This window comes from Streptomyces sp. NPDC055140 (assembly GCF_053607285.1).
In genome coordinates, this window is the sequence record NZ_JBSGTG010000024.1 from 54,065 (window position 1) to 71,350 (window position 17,286).

The 17,286-nt window shown below is 72.5% G+C and carries 18 protein-coding genes; 9 read left to right on the forward strand and 9 right to left on the reverse strand.

Going from position 1 to position 17,286, the window contains the following annotated elements; all coding sequences use genetic code 11:
- Nucleotides 1-4: 4 nt before the first annotated feature.
- Nucleotides 5-742, reverse strand: coding sequence for a prepilin peptidase (locus tag ACWFR4_RS35170; protein WP_453656014.1), 738 nt, complete (start codon nt 740-742; stop codon nt 5-7).
- Between the two features lie 51 nt (nt 743-793).
- On the opposite strand from ACWFR4_RS35170, the gene ACWFR4_RS35175 reads away from it, so the two are divergent.
- Complete coding sequence (locus tag ACWFR4_RS35175) at nt 794-925, forward strand: GntR family transcriptional regulator (RefSeq protein WP_453656015.1); 132 nt, start codon at nt 794-796, stop codon at nt 923-925.
- 69 nt (nt 926-994) lie between these two features.
- Here ACWFR4_RS35175 and ACWFR4_RS35180 read toward each other — a convergent pair whose 3' ends face one another.
- Complete coding sequence (locus ACWFR4_RS35180; RefSeq protein ID WP_453457039.1) at nt 995-2,647, reverse strand: serine/threonine-protein kinase; 1,653 nt, start codon at nt 2,645-2,647, stop codon at nt 995-997.
- 297 nt (nt 2,648-2,944) lie between these two features.
- Nucleotides 2,945-3,808, reverse strand: a complete 864-nt coding sequence (locus ACWFR4_RS35185) for a menaquinone biosynthetic enzyme MqnA/MqnD family protein (RefSeq protein ID WP_100598013.1) — start codon at nt 3,806-3,808, stop codon at nt 2,945-2,947.
- A gap of 292 nt (nt 3,809-4,100) precedes the next feature.
- Between ACWFR4_RS35185 and ACWFR4_RS35190 the strand changes: the two genes are divergently transcribed.
- A complete protein-coding gene (locus ACWFR4_RS35190; RefSeq protein WP_006138897.1) occupies nt 4,101-4,304 on the forward strand; it encodes a cold-shock protein in 204 nt (67 codons plus the stop codon).
- Nucleotides 4,305-4,426: 122 nt separating this feature from the next.
- Here ACWFR4_RS35190 and ACWFR4_RS35195 read toward each other — a convergent pair whose 3' ends face one another.
- A complete protein-coding gene (locus ACWFR4_RS35195; RefSeq protein WP_453457042.1) occupies nt 4,427-4,990 on the reverse strand; it encodes a helix-turn-helix domain-containing protein in 564 nt (187 codons plus the stop codon).
- A gap of 86 nt (nt 4,991-5,076) precedes the next feature.
- On the opposite strand from ACWFR4_RS35195, the gene ACWFR4_RS35200 reads away from it, so the two are divergent.
- From ACWFR4_RS35200 to ACWFR4_RS35210, 3 genes are all read left to right on the forward strand, one after another.
- Entirely contained in the window at nt 5,077-5,883 is an 807-nt protein-coding gene (locus ACWFR4_RS35200; protein ID WP_453656016.1) for an AzlC family ABC transporter permease, read from the forward strand.
- On the forward strand, nt 5,880-6,194 hold the full coding sequence (locus ACWFR4_RS35205; RefSeq protein ID WP_453457048.1) for an AzlD domain-containing protein: 315 nt from the start codon (nt 5,880-5,882) through the stop codon (nt 6,192-6,194). Before ACWFR4_RS35200 ends, ACWFR4_RS35205 begins: the two co-directional genes overlap by 4 nt.
- 295 nt (nt 6,195-6,489) lie before the next feature.
- Nucleotides 6,490-7,536 carry an ATP-binding protein gene (locus ACWFR4_RS35210; RefSeq protein WP_453656017.1) on the forward strand — a complete coding sequence of 349 codons (1,047 nt, stop codon included), beginning with the start codon at nt 6,490-6,492 and terminating at the stop codon, nt 7,534-7,536.
- 164 nt (nt 7,537-7,700) lie between these two features.
- On the opposite strand, the gene ACWFR4_RS35215 is transcribed toward ACWFR4_RS35210, so the two are convergent.
- Complete coding sequence (locus tag ACWFR4_RS35215) at nt 7,701-9,128, reverse strand: MFS transporter (protein WP_453656018.1); 1,428 nt, start codon at nt 9,126-9,128, stop codon at nt 7,701-7,703.
- Nucleotides 9,129-9,390: 262 nt separating this feature from the next.
- On the opposite strand from ACWFR4_RS35215, the gene ACWFR4_RS35220 reads away from it, so the two are divergent.
- Nucleotides 9,391-10,263 carry a helix-turn-helix domain-containing protein gene (locus tag ACWFR4_RS35220; RefSeq protein WP_453656019.1) on the forward strand — a complete coding sequence of 291 codons (873 nt, stop codon included), beginning with the start codon at nt 9,391-9,393 and terminating at the stop codon, nt 10,261-10,263.
- 13 nt (nt 10,264-10,276) lie between these two features.
- On the opposite strand, the gene ACWFR4_RS35225 is transcribed toward ACWFR4_RS35220, so the two are convergent.
- Nucleotides 10,277-11,578, reverse strand: coding sequence for an acetyl-CoA C-acetyltransferase (locus ACWFR4_RS35225; RefSeq protein WP_453457059.1), 1,302 nt, complete (start codon nt 11,576-11,578; stop codon nt 10,277-10,279).
- A gap of 70 nt (nt 11,579-11,648) precedes the next feature.
- On the opposite strand from ACWFR4_RS35225, the gene ACWFR4_RS35230 reads away from it, so the two are divergent.
- Both ACWFR4_RS35230 and ACWFR4_RS35235 read left to right on the forward strand, forming a co-directional pair.
- Complete coding sequence (locus tag ACWFR4_RS35230; protein ID WP_453656020.1) at nt 11,649-12,962, forward strand: 3-oxoacyl-ACP reductase; 1,314 nt, start codon at nt 11,649-11,651, stop codon at nt 12,960-12,962.
- 5 nt (nt 12,963-12,967) lie between these two features.
- Nucleotides 12,968-13,810, forward strand: a complete 843-nt coding sequence (locus ACWFR4_RS35235; RefSeq protein WP_453656021.1) for a MaoC family dehydratase — start codon at nt 12,968-12,970, stop codon at nt 13,808-13,810.
- Here the strand turns inward: ACWFR4_RS35235 and ACWFR4_RS35240 are convergent.
- From ACWFR4_RS35240 to ACWFR4_RS35250, 3 genes are all read right to left on the reverse strand, one after another.
- The gene (locus ACWFR4_RS35240) at nt 13,790-14,437 is read right to left on the reverse strand and encodes a TetR/AcrR family transcriptional regulator (protein ID WP_453656022.1); all 648 of its coding nucleotides are present in this window, start codon (nt 14,435-14,437) and stop codon (nt 13,790-13,792) included. The two genes, ACWFR4_RS35235 and ACWFR4_RS35240, sit on opposite strands and share 21 nt — an antisense overlap.
- A 126-nt stretch (nt 14,438-14,563) precedes the next feature.
- A complete protein-coding gene (locus ACWFR4_RS35245; protein WP_100598004.1) occupies nt 14,564-15,910 on the reverse strand; it encodes a dicarboxylate/amino acid:cation symporter in 1,347 nt (448 codons plus the stop codon).
- A gap of 378 nt (nt 15,911-16,288) precedes the next feature.
- Nucleotides 16,289-16,585: a DUF4229 domain-containing protein gene (locus tag ACWFR4_RS35250; protein WP_453460694.1), complete on the reverse strand. Its 297-nt coding sequence runs from the start codon at nt 16,583-16,585 to the stop codon at nt 16,289-16,291.
- A gap of 105 nt (nt 16,586-16,690) precedes the next feature.
- Between ACWFR4_RS35250 and ACWFR4_RS35255 the strand changes: the two genes are divergently transcribed.
- On the forward strand, nt 16,691-17,215 hold the full coding sequence (locus tag ACWFR4_RS35255; protein ID WP_453460691.1) for an N-acetyltransferase family protein: 525 nt from the start codon (nt 16,691-16,693) through the stop codon (nt 17,213-17,215).
- Nucleotides 17,216-17,286 lie beyond the last annotated feature (71 nt).

Sequence of the window (17,286 nt, forward strand, 5' to 3'; positions counted from 1 at the left end):
GGGATCAGGCGGCGTACGCCCCCATCAGCACGCCGGCGAAGGCGCCCGCGATCAGGAACGGGCCGAACGGGATCGCGGTCCGCCGCCCCGCCCGCCGCAGCGCCACGAGCACACCCCCGTACAGCGCCGCGAACAGGAACCCGGCGAACGTTCCGATGAGCAGCAGGCCCCAGCCGTACCAGCCGAGCACCGCACCCAGTCCGACGGCCAGTTTCACGTCCCCGAATCCCATCCCGGCGGGGTGGATGAGGAAGAGCACGAGGTAGCCGCCGCCGAGTGCGGCCGCGCCGAGCAGGGACGTGCGCCAGGCGCCGCCGGGCTCGGGCAGCAGCGCGGCGAGCCCGAGCAGGGCGAGGGCGGCCGCGGCGAGCGGCAGGGTCAGCACGTCGGGCAGCCGCTTCACCCTGGCGTCGACCACCGCGAGCAGCACTCCCACGGGCGCGAGCAGCAGCCAGGCCGCGAGTTCGGGGCGAGCGCCGGTCGCGGCGGCGAGGGCGGCACAGACGAGAGCGGTGGCGAGGGAGACGAGAGCGGTGCGGGGCCCGTACCGGGTACCGTCCGCGCACCGGGCACGCCCGAGCCAGCCGCCCGCAAGGCCGCCGATGGGATGTCCGGCGGGGCACACGGCCCGCCAGTCCTCGCCGGGCTCGACGGAGAACCGGTAGGCGGCACGAGGCACAAGTCCTCCGGCGACCACACCCCAGAAGACAGCCCCGACGACCAACAGCAGGTCCACATCCACGCCTCGCACCCTACGTACTCCCCCGGGAGCCCGTCAGGCGTCAGCTCCGAGGTGAAGCTCGAGGCTGAATTCGGCGTCTCGCGCGTGACGGTCCGCAAGGCCACCGCCGCCCTGCGCGCGGAAGGGCTGATCGTCACCACTCCCGGCATGGGCTCCTTCGTCGCCGGCAAGGGCGACACGTAGCGTCAGGGAGATCGCGTACGACGCCCAAGAACTGACCGGCCCTCCGCGGCCTCGCCGCACGCCCCCGGCTCAGCCGCCCACCCGCCCCAGGCGCGCCTTCGGGTTGCCCGCCTCCGGATACTCCGACGTGTACACCAGCACCTTCCCCTCCAGCCGTAGATGCACGGTGTGGGCGGACGACGCGCACGTTCCGGGGTTCGACTCGGCGGCCTCTCCCCCAGCCACCAGCTCCTTGCCCGTGGCCGACTTCAAGGTGAGTACGTCGACACAGTTGATGCCCAGCGGATCGGTCGACGTCACCGTGCCGACCTTCTGCCCCGGCCTCGCCTGCCGCACCTCGACATCGAAGGTGCCGAACGGAACCCCGGCCTGCACCACCTTGCCGTGCCACTTGCCGAGATAGCCGGACGGGACCTGCCCGCCGGACGGCGTGGCCGCGGGCGGCCTCCCACCCGTGTCCGAGCCGCCTTGCGAGTCCGAATCCCCCGGCAGCAGGTCGAAGAGGAAGGCCGAGCCCAAGGTGACCGCGGCAAGGGCGCCCGCGACTCCCAGAGCGACCGTACAACTGAGCCTGCGCCCACGCCCGTTGACGCCCGGCAGGGACGTCGCGGCCACGCTGACGGAGACCTTCCCGGCTCCCGGCACCTCAGTGCGCGGCGCCGGCACGGCGGAGTCGGCGGGCACGTAGGTCTGCGGGGCCGGAGGCGCGTACGCGGGATCGGGCGGCCCGAACACCCCGGCGGGCGCCCCCGCCGCGTCCGACGGCCAGCCGACCGAGGGCCTGCTGAAGCCGACGGGACCAGAGCGCTCGGCGACACCCGCCGGCGCCGCGCCCTCCAGGTCCAGGAGTGCCACCGCGCTGCGCCCCACCTGCTCCACCAGCGCGCCCGGCAGCCACCCCGCCGCCACGAGCCGGGCCGCGCCCTGCGGGGCGAGAGCGCTCACCACCTCGTCAGGGGTGGGTCGCGCGGCCGGGTCCTTCGCCAGGCACGCGGCGGCGACGTCGCGCAGCTCCCCGCGCGCCAGGCCGAGTTCGGGCTCCTCGTGCACCACCTTGTAGAGGAGCGCGGCGGACGAGTCCCCGGAGAAAGGGGACGTGCCGGTCACCGCGTAGACCAGGACCGCGCCGAGGGAGAAGACGTCGGCGGCGCCCGTGACGCCCTTGCCGAGGATCTGCTCGGGCGCCATGTATCCGGGCGACCCGATCGAAACGCCGGTGGAGGTGAGGGAGGCGGTGCCGTCGGTGGCGCGGGCGATGCCGAAGTCGATCAGGCGCGGGCCGTCCACGGTGAGCAGCACGTTCGACGGCTTCACGTCGCGGTGGACGAGCCCGAGACCGTGCACCGCCACCAGCGCCTCGGCGAGGCCCGCGCCCAGGACCCGTACGGAGTGGTCGGGCAGGGCGCGTTCCTTCACGGCCTGCGCGAGGGAGGGGCCGGCCACGTACCCGGTCGCCACCCACGGCACGGACGCCTCCGGGTCGGCGTCGAGAACCGGCGCCGTCCAGGCGCCCCCGACACGGCGCGCGGCGTCGACCTCGCGCCTGAAGCGCGCCCGGAACTCCTCGTCGAGCGCGAAGTGCGGATGGACGACCTTCACGGCGACGGTGCGGCCTCCGGCGCTGCGCCCCAGATAGACGCGGCCCATTCCGCCCGAACCGAGCCTTCCGAGCAGCCGGTAGGGCCCGATCGTGGTCGGTTCGCCGGCTTCCAGCGGCTGCATGGCCTGGCCTCCCCCTGTGCCCACGCTCCAGTCGGGCCAGGGTAGTCCTCCCCCGTCACGGCACCCCGGATGCCACCGCTCGACGGAACGCATCCCTCCGATATCCGCGTGCCCGCCGTATTCAAAACGTTCACCGGTGAAATTCCTGACGTTCACAGTCGATCGCAACCGAACGGCCCGTTGTTTCCCGGATAGCCGGAATTGCCCCGCAGGCGAGAGGGGCGGAACGCAGAAGGCGTACGCGAATTCCCGCGGGGGAATTCCCGTACGCCTTCCGAGGCCGGCGGAGCTACCGCGTCACGGCTGCAGCAGATCGACCCGGACATCGGCCGCGAAGCCGGTCGTCGGACCCACCCGGCGGGCGAACTCCGTGACGCCCTCCAGCTGCCGCGCGCCGAAGCGGAAGTCGAGCGTCGTGAAATAGCGCTCGAGGACCTGCTCGTCGAAGACCTCCCAGCGGGAGGCCTGCTCGGCGACCTTGGTGACCTCTTCCAGGGACACGTCCCGGGAGGCGAGGAACGCCTCGTGCACCTTGCGCGTGATGAGCGGCTCGCGCTCCGCGTAGTCCTTGCGGGCGGCCCACACGGCGAAGACGAACGGCAGTCCCGTCCACTCCTTCCACAGGGCGCCCAGGTCGTGGACCTGGAGCCCAAGGCGCGGCGCGTCGTGGAGGTTGGCGCGCAGGGCCGCGTCCCCGATGAGCACGGCCGCGTCCGCGTCCTGCATCATCAGGCCCAGGTCGGGCGGGCACGTGTAGTAGTCGGGCTGTACGCCGAAACGGTCGGCGAGCAGCAGCTGCGCGAGCCGTACGGACGTGCGCGAGGTGGAGCCGAGCGCGACCCTGCGCCCGTCGAGCTGGTCGAGAGGTACCTGCGAGACGATCACGCACGACATCACCGGGCCGTCGCAGCCGACCGCGAGGTCGGGGAAGGCGACGAGCTGGTCGGCGGCCTTCAGGAATTCGACGAGAGTGATGGGCGCGATGTCGAGGTCGCCCTGGACGAGGCTCTCGCTGAGCTTCTCCGGGGTGTCCTTCGTGAGCTCGAGGTCGAGGAGCGTTCCCGTCCTGGCAAGTCCCCAGTACAGGGGCATGCAGTTGAGGAACTGGATGTGGCCGACTCGTGGCCGGTTGCGCTGCGGGGTCTCGGGAGAATTGTCCACATCGCGAGGCTAGACCCCATGCGGTACGGTGCAGGCTTCAGGGTCCCCGAGTCGCCCCTGTCAACCCTTTGACGCCCCGTATCAAACCTCCGGGTGACGTGATCTTGCCCTCTATTGCATTCCGGTGCCTGCGTGCTAGGCTCACCGCCAAGTTGCAGTTTGGTTTCCCTTGCAGTACAGAGCCTGCGGAGCATGTGACCGCGGGCTCTCGTCGTATTCAGACTTTTGCAGTTGTTCGCAAGTGCATTTGCAGGTTCTGGAGCAGGGCGACCCTTTGGCCCAAGGAGGGCTTATGGCTACCGGAACCGTGAAGTGGTTCAACGCTGAAAAGGGCTTTGGATTCATCGCCCAGGAAGGCGGCGGCCCGGACGTCTTCGTCCACTACTCCGCGATCAACGCAAACGGCTTCCGCTCCCTCGAGGAGAACCAGGCCGTGAGCTTCGACGTCACGCAGGGCCCCAAGGGCCCGCAGGCGGAGAACGTCACCCCCATGTAAGTGGGGCGTCCCCAGGTTTGCCCTTGGGACGTCGTGACTCCGGAACGGATGCAGTACCCAAGGAGCCCCGCTCCGCCAAGTGCCCCGGCACGCGGCGGAGACGGGGCTCCTGCCTTTTCGGCTCACGCGTACTGCATGACCAGAACGCAGGTCGTACCCGGCTCCAGGGCACGGCAGGTGTGCGGGACGTCGCCGGGGTACGACATGTAGTCCCCCGGTCCGAGTTCGACCGGATCGTCCTGGGGTCCCGCGAGGACCCGTCCGGAGCCCACCACGATGTGCTCGACGGCGCCCGGCATATGGGGCTCCGATTCACGGGGCGCGCCGGGTTCGACCTGAAGGAAGTAGAGGTCACGGCGGGAGCCCGGCGGGTTCGGCGAGAGCAGCGTCGCCGCGTAGTCGGCCTGCTCCGACGGAACGGCGACGCCCTGGCCCGCCCTGATGACCTGGACGGCGGGGCGCGGCGGGTCGAGCAGCAGACTCGGCGGGACGTCGAGTGCGACGCTCAGCGCCCAGAGGGTCTCCAGACTCGGGTTCCCGCTCGCCGACTCCAGTTGCGAAAGCGTGGACTTGGCGATCCCCGCGCGCTTGGCCAGCTCGGACAGGGAGATCCCGGCCCGGCCGCGCTCCCGGCGCAGGGCCGCGGCGATGCGGTCGAGGGGGAGGCGGGGGGTCTCGCCGGCCATGCTGCTCCTATCTCATCGTTCGTTCGCTGAGACGGACCGAAACGTTCGCCTTGACGAACGGGTGGTCTCGTGTCCATTCTACGAGTATGCGTTCGCCACACCGAACAGACAGCCCTCTTGGGCGAACGGTGGCCTCGGTCACGCCCTCGGACCCCGGCGCCGTTCCCGCCCGCACCGACCGGCGCCTCCTGCGCGACATCGCGCTCGTCTGCCTCGCCGACGCCGTCGTGGGTGTCTCCTTCGGCGCGATCGCGGTCACCGGCGGGCTGCCCGTCTGGGTTCCCGTGCTGATGTCGCTGATCGTCTTCGCCGGGTCGGCGCAGTTCAGCACCGTCGCCGTGCTCGCGGCGGGTGGCGGTCCCGTGGCCGCCGCGGCGACCGGGCTGCTGCTCAACACCCGCACGGCCGCGTTCAGTCTGGCCGTCGCGGACGCGCTCGGCCGGTCCTGGCCCGTGCGTCTCGTCGGCGCGCACCTCGTCACCGACGAGACGGCGGCGTTCGTCCTCGCACAGCGCGATCCCCGGCGGCGCAGGGCGGCGTTCTGGATATCGGGCCTCGGGCTCTTCGCCGCCTGGAACCTCAGCGTGCTCGCCGGGGCGCTCGCGGGCTCCGCGCTCGGGGACACCGCCCGGTTCGGCCTGGACGCGGCGTTCCCGGCGGTGCTCCTTGCGCTCGTACTGCCCGCGCTGCGCGGCTCGGCCGGGGTGCGGCGGGCCGCGGCGGCCGGTGCGGTGATCGCGGTCGCCGCGACACCGGTGCTGCCCGCGGGGGTGCCGGTCCTGCTGGCGCTGACGGGATTGCTCGTGGCCCGCACGCCCCGGCGGGGAACCCCGTCCCGCACGCACCGCCCGGAGTCCCCTTCCCGTACGGCCTCCCCGGGAGCCTCCTCGTGAACGCCACGCTCATCGCCGTCCTCGTCCTGGCCGCCGGGACGTACGCCTTCCGGCTCGCCGGGCCCCTGTTGCACGGGCGGGTCGAACTGCCCGCGCGGGTACAGGAGTTGCTGACCGTAGGGGCGACCGTGCTGCTGGTGGGTCTGCTCGCGACGGGGGCGCTGACCGAGGGGCACGGCTTCGCCGGGTGGGCGCGGCCCGCCGGAGTGCTGGCCGGCGGGGTGCTCGCGTGGCGGAAGGCGCCCTTCGCCGTCGTCGTCCTGGGCGCCGCCGCGACGACGGGCCTCCTACGGCTCACGGGCGTGTCGTAGCGGCCACGCAGGTGCGGCAATCCGTTCCGGATCGGGCGGGTAACGCCTCCAACTCGCTCCCGGCCGGGCCCATTCGGCAACTTACGAACGGATAGCGGCTCTGATCGGTCGCGCGGACCGGTGTCGGGGAAACCGCCGCTACTGTGATCGGCCCGCGTCACCGACCGGACCCCGCGCAGAGGACAGGTATGCCGATTTCTGCGCACGCACCGATGCCGGGGACCGCCCGCCCGGCACATGCTGGCCGCATCCGACCGGAACGCAGCAAGAGGCAGCACGACGGAGGCACCAGAACATGCCGGAGCTCCTGCACATCCGGGCCGTGGGACTCGTCGGCCGGGGCGACGCCGCGGCCGCGCTCGAAGGGCTGCTGCGCACGGAGCGCCTGGTGACGGTCGCCGGGCCGGGCGGCGTCGGCAAGAGCGCGCTCGCCGCCGAAGTCGTACGGCGCATGCGCCGCGAGCCCTGGTCCGCGAAGGGCACCGCCGACCTGGCCACGCTCGACATCCCCGGACTCGTGCCGCACGCGCTCGCCCGCGCCCTGCGCATCGACGGCGATCCCGCGGTGCCGCAGCTCCCCGCGCTGGCCGCCGCGATCGGTCGGCGCCCGGTGCTCCTCGTCGTCGACACCTGCGAGCGGCAGGCCGCGGAGTGCGCCGCCACGCTGCTGCACCTCGTACAGGCGTGTCCTGAGCTGCGGGTCCTCGCCACCAGCAGGGTCCCGCTGGACACCCCGGTCACGTTCCCGCTGCCCCCGCTCACCCCCGGCGGCGCGGCCCGCCTGCTCAGGACGGCCGCGCGGGCACTCGGCGCGCCGCGGGACCCGGACCCCGAGCAGGCCCGCCGCGTCTGCGCGGCACTCGGCGGTCTGCCGCTCGCCCTGCGCATCGCGGCGGGCCAGCTGAACCGCCACGACGCCGACGACCTGCTGTCGCTCATCGGCCGCCCCGAGCGCCTGCTCGACCTGCCCGCCCCGATGCCCGGACTGCCGCACCGGCTGCGCACGCTGCGCGCCTCGCTGCGCTGGAGCCAGCGGCTCTGCCCGCCCGGCGAACGGCTGCTGTGGGCGCGGGCCTCCGTCTTCACGGGGCCATTCACCCTGTCCGACACGGTGACGGTGTGCGCGGACGACCGGCTGCCGGCCGACGAGCTCGCCCGCTCCTTCGAGGGGCTCACGGCTCACTTCCTGTTCCCACCCGAGCCGTCGAGCCCCGGCGCCTTCCGCATGACGGCGGCCACGCGCGCGTACGGCAAGCATCTGCTGGAACGGCTGGGCGAGGACGCCGAGTTCCGGCGCCGCTGCCTTTCGCACTGCCTGCACAACGCCCCCGTCTCGCCCTAGAGCCTCTCGTTCGGATCGGGCTGGATCAGGGAGCGGGGTCTGGTGCGTGCAGCTGCCAGGGGGAGGATCGAGGCGACGCGATGGGGGTCCCCCCACGCCCTTAAGACAGTGAGGGAGTGCGTGCCAGACCCCGCGAGCCCAGCCCCTGATCCAGACGAAAGGCCCTAGCCCTTCTTCCTGGGCAGAGCCCAGGCCGCCAGCGCCGCCGTCACGCACAGGAGGCCGCCCGCGACGATCAGGCTCGTCCGCATGCCCCCGAGCGAGAAGCCGTCCCCGGCGCCGCCCGCGATCAGCGAGCCGAAGAGGGCGACGGCGAGGGCGCCGCCGGTCTGGCGGAACGCGTTCAGGAGGCCGGAGGCCGTGCCCGCGCGGGCCGCCGGGACGCTGTCCATGAGCAGGGCGGTGAGCGCGGGGACCGCGAACGCGCCGCCCATGCCCGTCGGGACGAGCAGGAGCAGGATCAGCCAGACCGGGGTGTGTGCGGCCAGCGGCAGCAGGCAGAACATGCCGAGGGCGAGGACGGCCTGCCCGGTCACGATGACGGGACGGCGGCCGAAGCGCTCGGCCATCGGCGGGGAGATGAGGTTGGTCGACGTGATGATCGCCGCCAGCGGTACGAACATGAGGCCCGCCTCGGTGCCGGACATGCCGCGCAGCTGCTGGTAGTAGAGGCCGAGCAGGAAGATCGCGCCGTAGAAGGCGACGTTGACGGCGAAGCCGATGGCGAGGGACACGCTCACGTCGCGCCGCCGCAGCAGGGGCAGCGGGACCATGGGCGCGCGGTGGCGCTTCTCGGCGGCGAGGAAGGCGAGCGCCCCGGCGACGGCCACGGCGAGTGCCGCGAGGACGGACGGGGCGGTCCAGCCCGCGTGGCCGCCCTCGATGACCGCGAAGGCGAGCCCGGCGAGCGCGAGGACCGCGGTGACCTGGCCGGCCAGGTCGAGCGGGGCGGGACGGCGCGGGGAGCGCGGGACGCGGGTGAGGAGGGCCAGGATCAGGGCGCCCACCGGCAGGTTCAGGAAGAAGACGGCGCGCCAGCCGGCGGCCTCGGTGAGTATGCCGCCGAGGACGGGACCGACGGCCATGGCGACCGAACCGCCCACCGTCCACAGGGCGATGGCCCGTGCGCGGTGGCGCGCGTCGTCGTAGGCCTGGCGGATCAGCGCGAGCGAGGCCGGCATCACGACGGCCGCGGCGCCGCCCTGGACGACACGGGCCGCGACGAGCGTGCCGATGCCGGGCGCGAGGGCGCAGGCGAGCGAGGCGAGGGTGAACAGTCCGACGCCCCAGGCGTATGCGCGCCGCGCACCGGCCCGGTCCGCGAGCGCCCCTGCGGAGAGCATGAGCGCGGCGAACATCAGGGTGTACGCGTCGACGATCCACTGGAGCCCGGTGATGCCGCCGTGCAGGGACGTACGGATGGCGGGCAGGGCGATGTTCACGGCGGACACGTCGATGGAGATGACGGTGAACCCGAGGAGCGCGGCGCCGAGGGCGAAGCCGGACGCCTGGGCGGGCGCCGGCGAACCAGCCGCCGGGCTGGTGACGCGGGCCGGTTTCCGCTGGTCGGAGCGGGTGGCGACGGACGGCATTCGGGGCTCCTCGGATGGAGAATCGGGTGGGCGACGTGGTCCGTCGGTCCTCCCCGGCAGAGCTTCGTGCGGGCGGCTCCGGCAACCGCGGCCGCGGCCCGGTGTCGTGCACCCCCTGGGTCCGCGGTGGCCTCGCCGCCCGCAACGGGGTCAACTCTGCGGGGTGTTGGCGCGAGGTGGCAGGGCGCAGTTCACCGGGGCGCGCTGTTCCTGGTCCTGACACGGCCCCCCAGAGACCTCGCCGAGCGGGGACAATGGAGGTATGGCTGGTGGAGCGACGAACGACGGCACTGAACTGGGCAGGTATCTCAAGGCGCGGCGTGCGCTCGTGAGCCCGGCGGACGCGGGGCTGCCCGCGGGCGCGGGGATCCGGCGGACGCCGGGCCTGCGCCGCGAGGAGCTGGCGACGCTCGCCGGCGTCAGCGTCGACTACTACACGCGGCTGGAGCGCGGCCGCGAGACGAACCCCTCCACGGCCGTGATCGACGCCATCAGCCGCGCCCTGCGGCTGTGCGGCGACGCGCACGAGCGGCTGCACGACCTGGCCGAGCTGGCCTCGGGCCGCCTCACCGAGCCGCACCCCACGACCGACCGCACGGTGCGCGATTCGGTCCTGCGGGTCCTGGAGGCGCTGAGTCCGCTGCCCGCGTACGTGGTGAGCCCGCACAACTACGTGCTGGCGGCGAACCCGGCGGGCCGCCGCCTCCTGCCCGGCCTGTGGGACTGGCCGGACGAGGAGCGCAACATCACGCGGTATCTGTTCCTGCACCCCGTGGGCCGCGTCCTCTACGTCCCCTGGGAGGAGACGGTCGCCCAGTCGGTGGCGCACCTGCGCGCGGTGGGCGGCAAGGACCCGAACTCGCCGGAGCTGGCAGCCCTCGTCGGCGAACTCGTCCTGAAGTCACCGGAGTTCGCGAAGCTCTGGGACCGTTACGAGGTCCTTGAGCGCGGCGGCGGCACCAAGACGTTCGCGCACCCCAAGGTCGGCCGGATGACCCTCACCTTCGAGGTCATGCAGCTGGCCCGCACGGGCGGCCAGCGCCTCGTCACGTATCAGGCCGAGCCCGGCAGCCCGGACGAGGCGGCGATGCTCCGCCTGGACCCGGCGGCCCGCCCGGACCGCCGGGAGTCCTGAACTCCCTTACCGCTCAAGCGCGTTCGAGTATCGCGGTGACGCCCTGCCCGCCGGCGGCGCAGATCGAGATCAGTCCGCGGGAGGGGGCGTCGCGTTCGCTCAGGAGTTTCGCCAGGGTGGCCACGATGCGGGCGCCGGTCGCGGCGAAGGGGTGACCGGTCGCGAGGGAGGACCCTGCGACGTTGAGGCGGGCCCGGTCGACGGGCGCGAGCCCCTGCTTCTCCCAGGCGGCCAGCGTCGCGAGGACCTGTGAGGCGAACGCCTCGTGGACCTCGAAGAGGTCGAAGTCCTCGATGCCGAGTCCGGACCGCTCCAGCATCCGGGGCACGGCGTGGGCGGGCGCCATGAGCAGCCCGTCCCCCTCTCCCCCGGTCACGTCCCCGCCGACGAAGTCCACCGCCCCGGTCTCGTACGCCGTGAGGTAGGCCAGCGGTTCGAGGCCCCGCTCGGCGGCCCATTCCTCGCTCGCGAGCAGGACCACGGCCGCGCCGTCGGTCAGCGGGGTCGAATTCCCGGCCGTCATCGTCGGGTTCGGACCGTCCGTGCCGAACACCGGCTTGAGCGTGGCGAGTTTCTCGACGGTCGACCCGGGGCGCAGGTTCTGGTCGCGGTCGAGCCCCCGGTACGGGATGACGAGGTCGCCCAGGAAGCCCCGCTCGTAGGCGGCCGCGAGCCGCTGGTGACTGGCGGCGGCCAGCTCGTCCTGCGCCTCGCGGGCGATGCCCCAGGCACGCGCGGTGACGGCGGCGTGCTCGCCCATGGACAGCCCGGTGCGCGGCTCGGCGTTGCGCGGGATGTCCGGTACGAGGTGCTGGGGGCGCACCCGGCCCAGGACCTTGAGGCGCGCGGGCAGGGAGCGGGCGCGCCGCGCGTCGAGGAGGATGCGGCGCAGGGAGTCGTTGACACCGAGCGGCGCGTCGCTCGCGGTGTCGGCGCCGCCGGCGACCGCGCTGTCGAGCTGCCCGAGCGCGATCTTGTTGGCGGCGGCGATCACGGCCTGGAGGCCGGTGCCGCAGGCCTGCTGGATGTCGTACGCCGGAGTGCGCGGGTCGAGTGCGGAGCCGAGGAGCGTCTCGCGCGCGAGGTTGAAGTCGCGGCTGTGCTTGAGGACGGCTCCGGCGACGAACTCGCCGACGGTGCCCGGACCTTGGAGGCTGTAGCGCGCCGCCAGGCCGTCGAGCGCCGCGGTCAGCATGTCCTGGTTCGAGGCGGTCGCGTAGGGGCCGTCGGAGCGGGCGAAGGGGATGCGGCTGCCGCCGACGACCGCGACGCGGCGCGGCAGATCTGCGCGCACCGGACGTGCTGGGCGTTCCATCTCGACCAACTCCTGACTGTTGAGTAACCTTACTCGGAAGTAAATTACCGACCGAGCAGGGAGTTGGACAATGGCCGACCGCTATCTGAACTTCACCGGCACGGCCCCGGGCCGCTTCCTGACCCGCCGCCTGGGCCTCCCCCAGCCCGCACAGCTGCACCGCTGGACGCCCGAACGACCGGCGCTGGACGGACCGTTGCTCCACCTCACGGCGGGCGGGTCCGGGCACACGGCGGAGCTCGCGGAGCTGCTGGCGCGCACCGGCCCCGACGTGCGGGCGGCGGCCGAGCGCCCCGCCGCGATCGTCCTCGACGCCACCGCGGTCACGGGCATCGCCTCGCTCGCCGAGGTGCACGCGGCCCTGCACCCGGTCACGCGCTCGGTCGCGTCCAGTGGCCGCATCGTGGTACTCGGCGCCCCGCTCTCCCGCGACGACCACCACCAGGCCGCCGCCCAGCAGGCACTCGAAGGGTTCGTGCGCTCCCTCGGCAAGGAGATCGGCCGCGGCCGCACGGTCACCCTCGTACGCGTCGAAGGGCCCATGGCAGCCGCCGAGTCGACCCTCCGCTTCCTCCTGTCGCCCAAGTCCGCGTACGTCAGCGGCCAGGTGATCGAGGTCGCGGCCGGCGAGACCACCGCGCCCGCCGACTGGGCGCGCCCCCTGGCCGGCCGCACAGCCCTGGTCACGGGCGCCGCCCGCGGCATCGGCGAGGCCGTGGCGGAGGTCCTCGCGCGGGACGGGGCCCGCCTGATCCTCCTGGACGTGCCCTCCGCACAGGCTGATCTCGAGGCCCTTGCGACCCGACTCGACGCGACCGCGCTGCCCCTCGACATCACCTCCCCCGACGCGGCCGAGCGGATCACGGACGCCGTCCCCGCCCTGGACACCCTCGTCCACAACGCGGGCATCACCCGGGACCGCACCCTCGCCAAGATGCCCGCCGACCGCTGGGCCACGGTCCTCGACGTGAACCTCGCGAGCGTCCTGACCACCACGGACGCCCTGCTCAAGTCCGGCACGCTCAGCCGCGGCGGCCGCATCGTCGCCACCGCGTCCATCGCCGGTCTCGCGGGGAACGCGGGCCAGACGAACTACGCGGCCGGCAAGGCGGGCATCGTCGGACTGACCCGCTCCCTCGCCCCCAAGGCGCTCGCCGAACACGGCGTCACGGTCAACGCGGTGGCGCCCGGCTTCATCGAGACGAAGATGACGGCCGCGGTCCCGCTGTTCATCCGCGAGGCCGGACGCCGCATGAACTCCCTCGGACAGGGCGGGCTCCCGGTGGACGTGGCGGAGACGACGGCCTGGCTCGCGCACCCCGCCTCCGGCGCCGTCAACGGCCAGGTCGTCCGCGTCTGCGGCCAGAGCCTGCTGGGGGCCTGACGACCATGGCGACCGTCACGCTCACCGCGCCCCCGTCCCTGCCTCCGCTCCTGGCCCGCGGCGCCCTGCTCTCACCCCTCAAGCGCCCGGGCCCCGGCGCCGAGGCCCCCGCGACCCGCCTGGTCCTGCCGGCCGCACGCGCCGACCGCGCCCGCCTGGCCGCGTACCGCGAGGTGTGCGGCTTCGCCCCGGACTCGACCGCACTCCCGGTCACGTATCCGCACGTCCTCGGCTTCCCCCTGGCGATGCAGATCATGGCCGAGCGGCGCTTCCCGCTCCCCCTGCTCGGCCTCGTCCACACCTCCATCACCGTCACCCAGGGGCATGACCTTCCGGTCGACGAGGCGTACGAACTCTCCGTATACGTAAAGGAGTTGGCGCCACACCGGCGCGGTACCGAGGCCACGGTCGTCACCGAGCTGCGGGCGGGCGACACACGCGCGTGGACTTCTACCAGCACCTACCTGGCGCGCCACCGCACCGACACGCCCGCCAGGGCGGCGGCCGAGGAGCGTCCCGAGCCGCTGCCCGCCGTGGCCGAATGGAAGCTGCCCGGCGACCTGGGCCGCCACTACGGCGCCGCGTCCGGCGACCGCAACCCCATCCATCTGCACCCGCTCACGGCCCGCCTCTTCGGCTTCCCGCGCGCCATCGCGCACGGCATGTGGACGGTCGCCCGCTGCCTCGCCGAACACGGCGCGGAGGGCGAGGTGCAGGTGCGCGCCGCGTTCAAGGCCCCCGTACTGCTGCCGGCGACCGTGACCTACGCGTCCCGGGGGCCCGCCTTCGAGCTCCGCTCGGCGCGCACCCATGTCACGGGCGAGGTGCTACGCGCCGGGGGCGGGTGACCAGCGCCGGCCCTCCATCAGGTTCCCGAGGCCCGACCAGGCGAAGTTCATCAGCGTGGCCGCGGCCTCCTTGGCCGTGACCGACGGGTCCGTGCCGGCCCAGCCGGCCAGCGACTCCGCGGCCCCGACCAGCGCCTGCGCGAGCCCGGCGACCTCGCGGTCGGGCAGCGCGGGATCGCCGTGCGCCTCCCTGGCCGCCGCGGCGATCAGCCCTGTCACGAACGCGACGATCTCGTCCCGCATGGCCGCGACCTCGACGGCGAACGGCTCACCGCCCGCCCGCGCCTGGCTGTGCAGGACGGCCCAGCCGTCGGGGTTCTGCGCCGTGTGCGTGAAGAACGCCCGCAGCCCGTCCCACAGCTGCCGGTCGGCTCCCCCGTCGCCGGAGACACCCGCGCGTACGGCAGCGATCAGGGCCGCCGACTCGCGCTGGATGCACGCCGAGAAGAGCTCTTCCTTGGAGTTCAGATAGAGGTACACCAGCGGTTTCGACACCCCGGCGAGCTCCGCGATGTCATCCATCGACGCGGCCCGGTACCCACGCTCCCCGAACACCCGCACCGCCGCGTCGAGCATCTGACGCTCCCGCACGGCCCGCGGCATCCGCTTGGCCCTCACTTCGCCCACCCCGGCCGCCCGCCTCTCTCCACACCGCGTCCGCCCGCAAGCGTAGCCACCACAACGCACACACCCCGCACCACGACCGGAGGGAACCGGCGGGTGCGGGGTGCGGACGGGTACGAGCCTGGGGACTCAGGCGGCGGCACCCACCGCCTGAGGCTCGTCCTCGTGCCGGCTCTCGACCACGAGCTCCTCGACGGGAGACGCGGTGGCGTTGTCGTACTTCACGCGGTCCAGGATGTTCTCGCGGGCGGCCACGATGACCGGCACGAGCGCCTGTCCGGCCACGTTCGTGGCGGTGCGCATCATGTCCAGGATCGGGTCGATGGCGAGGAGCAGGCCCACGCCCTCCATCGGGAGGCCGAGCGTCGACAGGGTCAGCGTCAGCATGACCGTGGCGCCGGTCAGTCCGGCGGTCGCGGCGGAGCCGATCACCGAGACGAACGCGATGAGCAGGTACTCCTTGATGCCGAGCTGCACGTCGAAGATCTGCGCGACGAAGATCGCGGAGATCGCCGGGTAGATCGCGGCGCAGCCGTCCATCTTGGTCGTCGCGCCGAACGGCACGGCGAAGGAGGCGTAGTTGCGCGGGACGCCGAGGCGCTCGGCGGACTGCTGGGTGACGGGCATCGTGCCGACGGAGGAGCGGGACACGAAGGCCAGCTGGATCGCGGGCCAGGCGCCCTTGAAGAACTGGAGCGGGTTCAGCTTGGCGACGGTCGCGAGGAGCAGCGGGTAGACGCCGAAGAGGACCAGGGCGCAGCCGACATAGATGTCGATCGTGAACGTCGCGTAGTTGCCGAGGAGGTCCCAGCCGTACTGGACGATGGCGCGGCCGATGAGGCCGGCGGAGCCGATCGGGGCGAGCAGGATGACCCACCACAGGGCCTTCTGCAGCAGTTCGAGCACCGACTCGGACAGGGAGAGGATCGGCTGGGCCTTCGGGCCGATCTTCAGGATGGCGACACCGGCGACGACCGCCATGAAGACGATCTGCAGGACGTTGAGCTCGGTGAACGGCGTGACGACATCGGTCGGGACGATGCCGGTCAGGAAGTCCAGCCAGGAGCCGGCGTGGTCGGGCTTGGAGCCGTCGGCCGGGGTGAGGTTCGAGCCGTTGCCCGGGTTGGTGATCAGGCCGATCGCGAGGCCGATGACGACCGCGATCAGCGAGGTGATCATGAACCAGAGAAGGGTACGGCTGGCGAGCCGCGCGGCGTTGTTGACCTTCCGCAGGTTGGTGATGGACACCAGGATCGCGAAGAAGACCAGCGGGGCCACGGCCAGCTTCAGGAGCTGGATGAAGATGCCGCCGACCTTGTCGAGGGTCGTGGCGAGCCAGGACACGTCGTAGGTGCGGGCGACGTAGCCGAGCACGAGGCCGACGACGAGGCCGAGCAGGACCTGGGCCCAGAAGGGGATGGGTATCCGGAAGCGGGGCTTCTGCTTCTCGGACGCGGACGCGGTGTTCGCGGACACGGACACACTCCAGTGATGACGCGCGGGTGGGGTTGGACGTAAGGAAGCGGCCACCGCGGGAGGAAGAACCAGGGGCGCCGCTGCATCGGGGGGTCGCTTCAGAGGCGACAGGCCGCGGACATGCAACGGCAGAGATCGACATGCAGGCGCGCCACGAGCGGAACGCTCAGGGGCGTGCGGACTGCGGATGTCTTCATGACAATCACGTTAACACTCATGCTTTGAGAACATCAAAGGGGTCCTTTGGGACGGAAATGACCTCTCCATGGCGCTTGGGCCTGGAAAACGCAGGTGGCCCCGGCATCGAGCGATGCCGGGGCCACCTGTGCTGTGACGAAGCTTACGAGTCCCTTACACGGGACTTCGGGACGAGGCGCATTACGAGGCGCTCTGCGCGCGGGCCGCGTCGTCCGCGAGGTCTTCCTGCGTGCGATTGCGCTCGTAGTTGGCCTTCGTGCGGTCGACGCGCTCGACGATCTTGACCGAGGCCCGGTCGCGCTCCTTGCGCAGCACGACGTAGCTGATGGGCGCGGAGATGACGAGACCGAGCAGGGCGATCCACAGGAAGTACGAGCTGCCGGCACCGCGGGGCACGATGCCCGTCGAGGCGAGGCCCCAGACGGCAAGGAAGCAGCCCACGAAGATCCCGAAGCGCATCAGCGTGTAGCGGAGCATGTCAATCCACTCTTCCGTTCCGAATCGGTCCTACGCACCTCCAGTGAAGCATGCGGCCCCCGAGGGGCATTGAGCGGCACCGTGAGTAATGGCTAGAGTGACCCAATGACCCTTACGTTTCAGTTGGACCCGCAGATCGGACCGGCGCTGCGGGACGACGTCCTCGCGCTCTGGGCCGACGTGTCCAACGCGGGCGGAGCGGTCGGCTTCGTCCCGCCCGTCACCACCGAGGACATACGCCCCGAGCTGGTCAGGCACCTCGCCGCGATGGCCGAGGGCCGCACCCGGCTCCTGGTCGGACGCGACGAGGAGGGCACCGTCGCGGCGACGGCCTTCTTCACGTACAACCAGCACCGCCTGCAGAAGCACTACATCTGGCTGTACACGGTGATGGTCCACCCGCGGTACCAGGGCAAGGGGTACGGGCGGGAGCTGATGGCCGCCGCGGCCGACGCCGCCCGCGTCTTCGACGGCATCGAGGCGATCCGCCTCACCTGCCGCGGCGGCACCGGCGCCGACCGCTTCTACGCGGCGTGCGGCTACAAGGAGGTCGGCCGCGTCCCCGGCGCGATCCGGGTGGCCCCCGGCGACGACCGCGACGACATCACGATGCTGTTGCCGGTGGCCTGACCCACGTATGGCGATACGGGAAGAGGGGCCCGGCCGCCGGCCGGAACCCCTCTTCGTCGTTACACCTGTCG

What these genes read in the sequence shown, in the direction of transcription:
- ACWFR4_RS35180 (WP_453457039.1), bottom strand. Translation starts at nt 2,647, where the DNA reads ATGCAGCCGCTGGAAGCCGGCGAACCGACCACGATCGGGCCCTACCGG.
- ACWFR4_RS35195 (WP_453457042.1), bottom strand. Translation starts at nt 4,990, where the DNA reads ATGGCCGGCGAGACCCCCCGCCTCCCCCTCGACCGCATCGCCGCGGCC.
- ACWFR4_RS35230 (WP_453656020.1), top strand. Translation starts at nt 11,649, where the DNA reads ATGGCCGACCGCTATCTGAACTTCACCGGCACGGCCCCGGGCCGCTTC.
- ACWFR4_RS35215 (WP_453656018.1), bottom strand. Translation starts at nt 9,128, where the DNA reads ATGCCGTCCGTCGCCACCCGCTCCGACCAGCGGAAACCGGCCCGCGTC.
- ACWFR4_RS35210 (WP_453656017.1), top strand. Translation starts at nt 6,490, where the DNA reads ATGCCGGAGCTCCTGCACATCCGGGCCGTGGGACTCGTCGGCCGGGGC.
- ACWFR4_RS35220 (WP_453656019.1), top strand. Translation starts at nt 9,391, where the DNA reads ATGGCTGGTGGAGCGACGAACGACGGCACTGAACTGGGCAGGTATCTC.
- ACWFR4_RS35190 (WP_006138897.1), top strand. Translation starts at nt 4,101, where the DNA reads ATGGCTACCGGAACCGTGAAGTGGTTCAACGCTGAAAAGGGCTTTGGA.
- ACWFR4_RS35235 (WP_453656021.1), top strand. Translation starts at nt 12,968, where the DNA reads ATGGCGACCGTCACGCTCACCGCGCCCCCGTCCCTGCCTCCGCTCCTG.
- ACWFR4_RS35250 (WP_453460694.1), bottom strand. Translation starts at nt 16,585, where the DNA reads ATGCTCCGCTACACGCTGATGCGCTTCGGGATCTTCGTGGGCTGCTTC.
- ACWFR4_RS35200 (WP_453656016.1), top strand. Translation starts at nt 5,077, where the DNA reads ATGCGTTCGCCACACCGAACAGACAGCCCTCTTGGGCGAACGGTGGCC.
- ACWFR4_RS35225 (WP_453457059.1), bottom strand. Translation starts at nt 11,578, where the DNA reads ATGGAACGCCCAGCACGTCCGGTGCGCGCAGATCTGCCGCGCCGCGTC.
- ACWFR4_RS35255 (WP_453460691.1), top strand. Translation starts at nt 16,691, where the DNA reads ATGACCCTTACGTTTCAGTTGGACCCGCAGATCGGACCGGCGCTGCGG.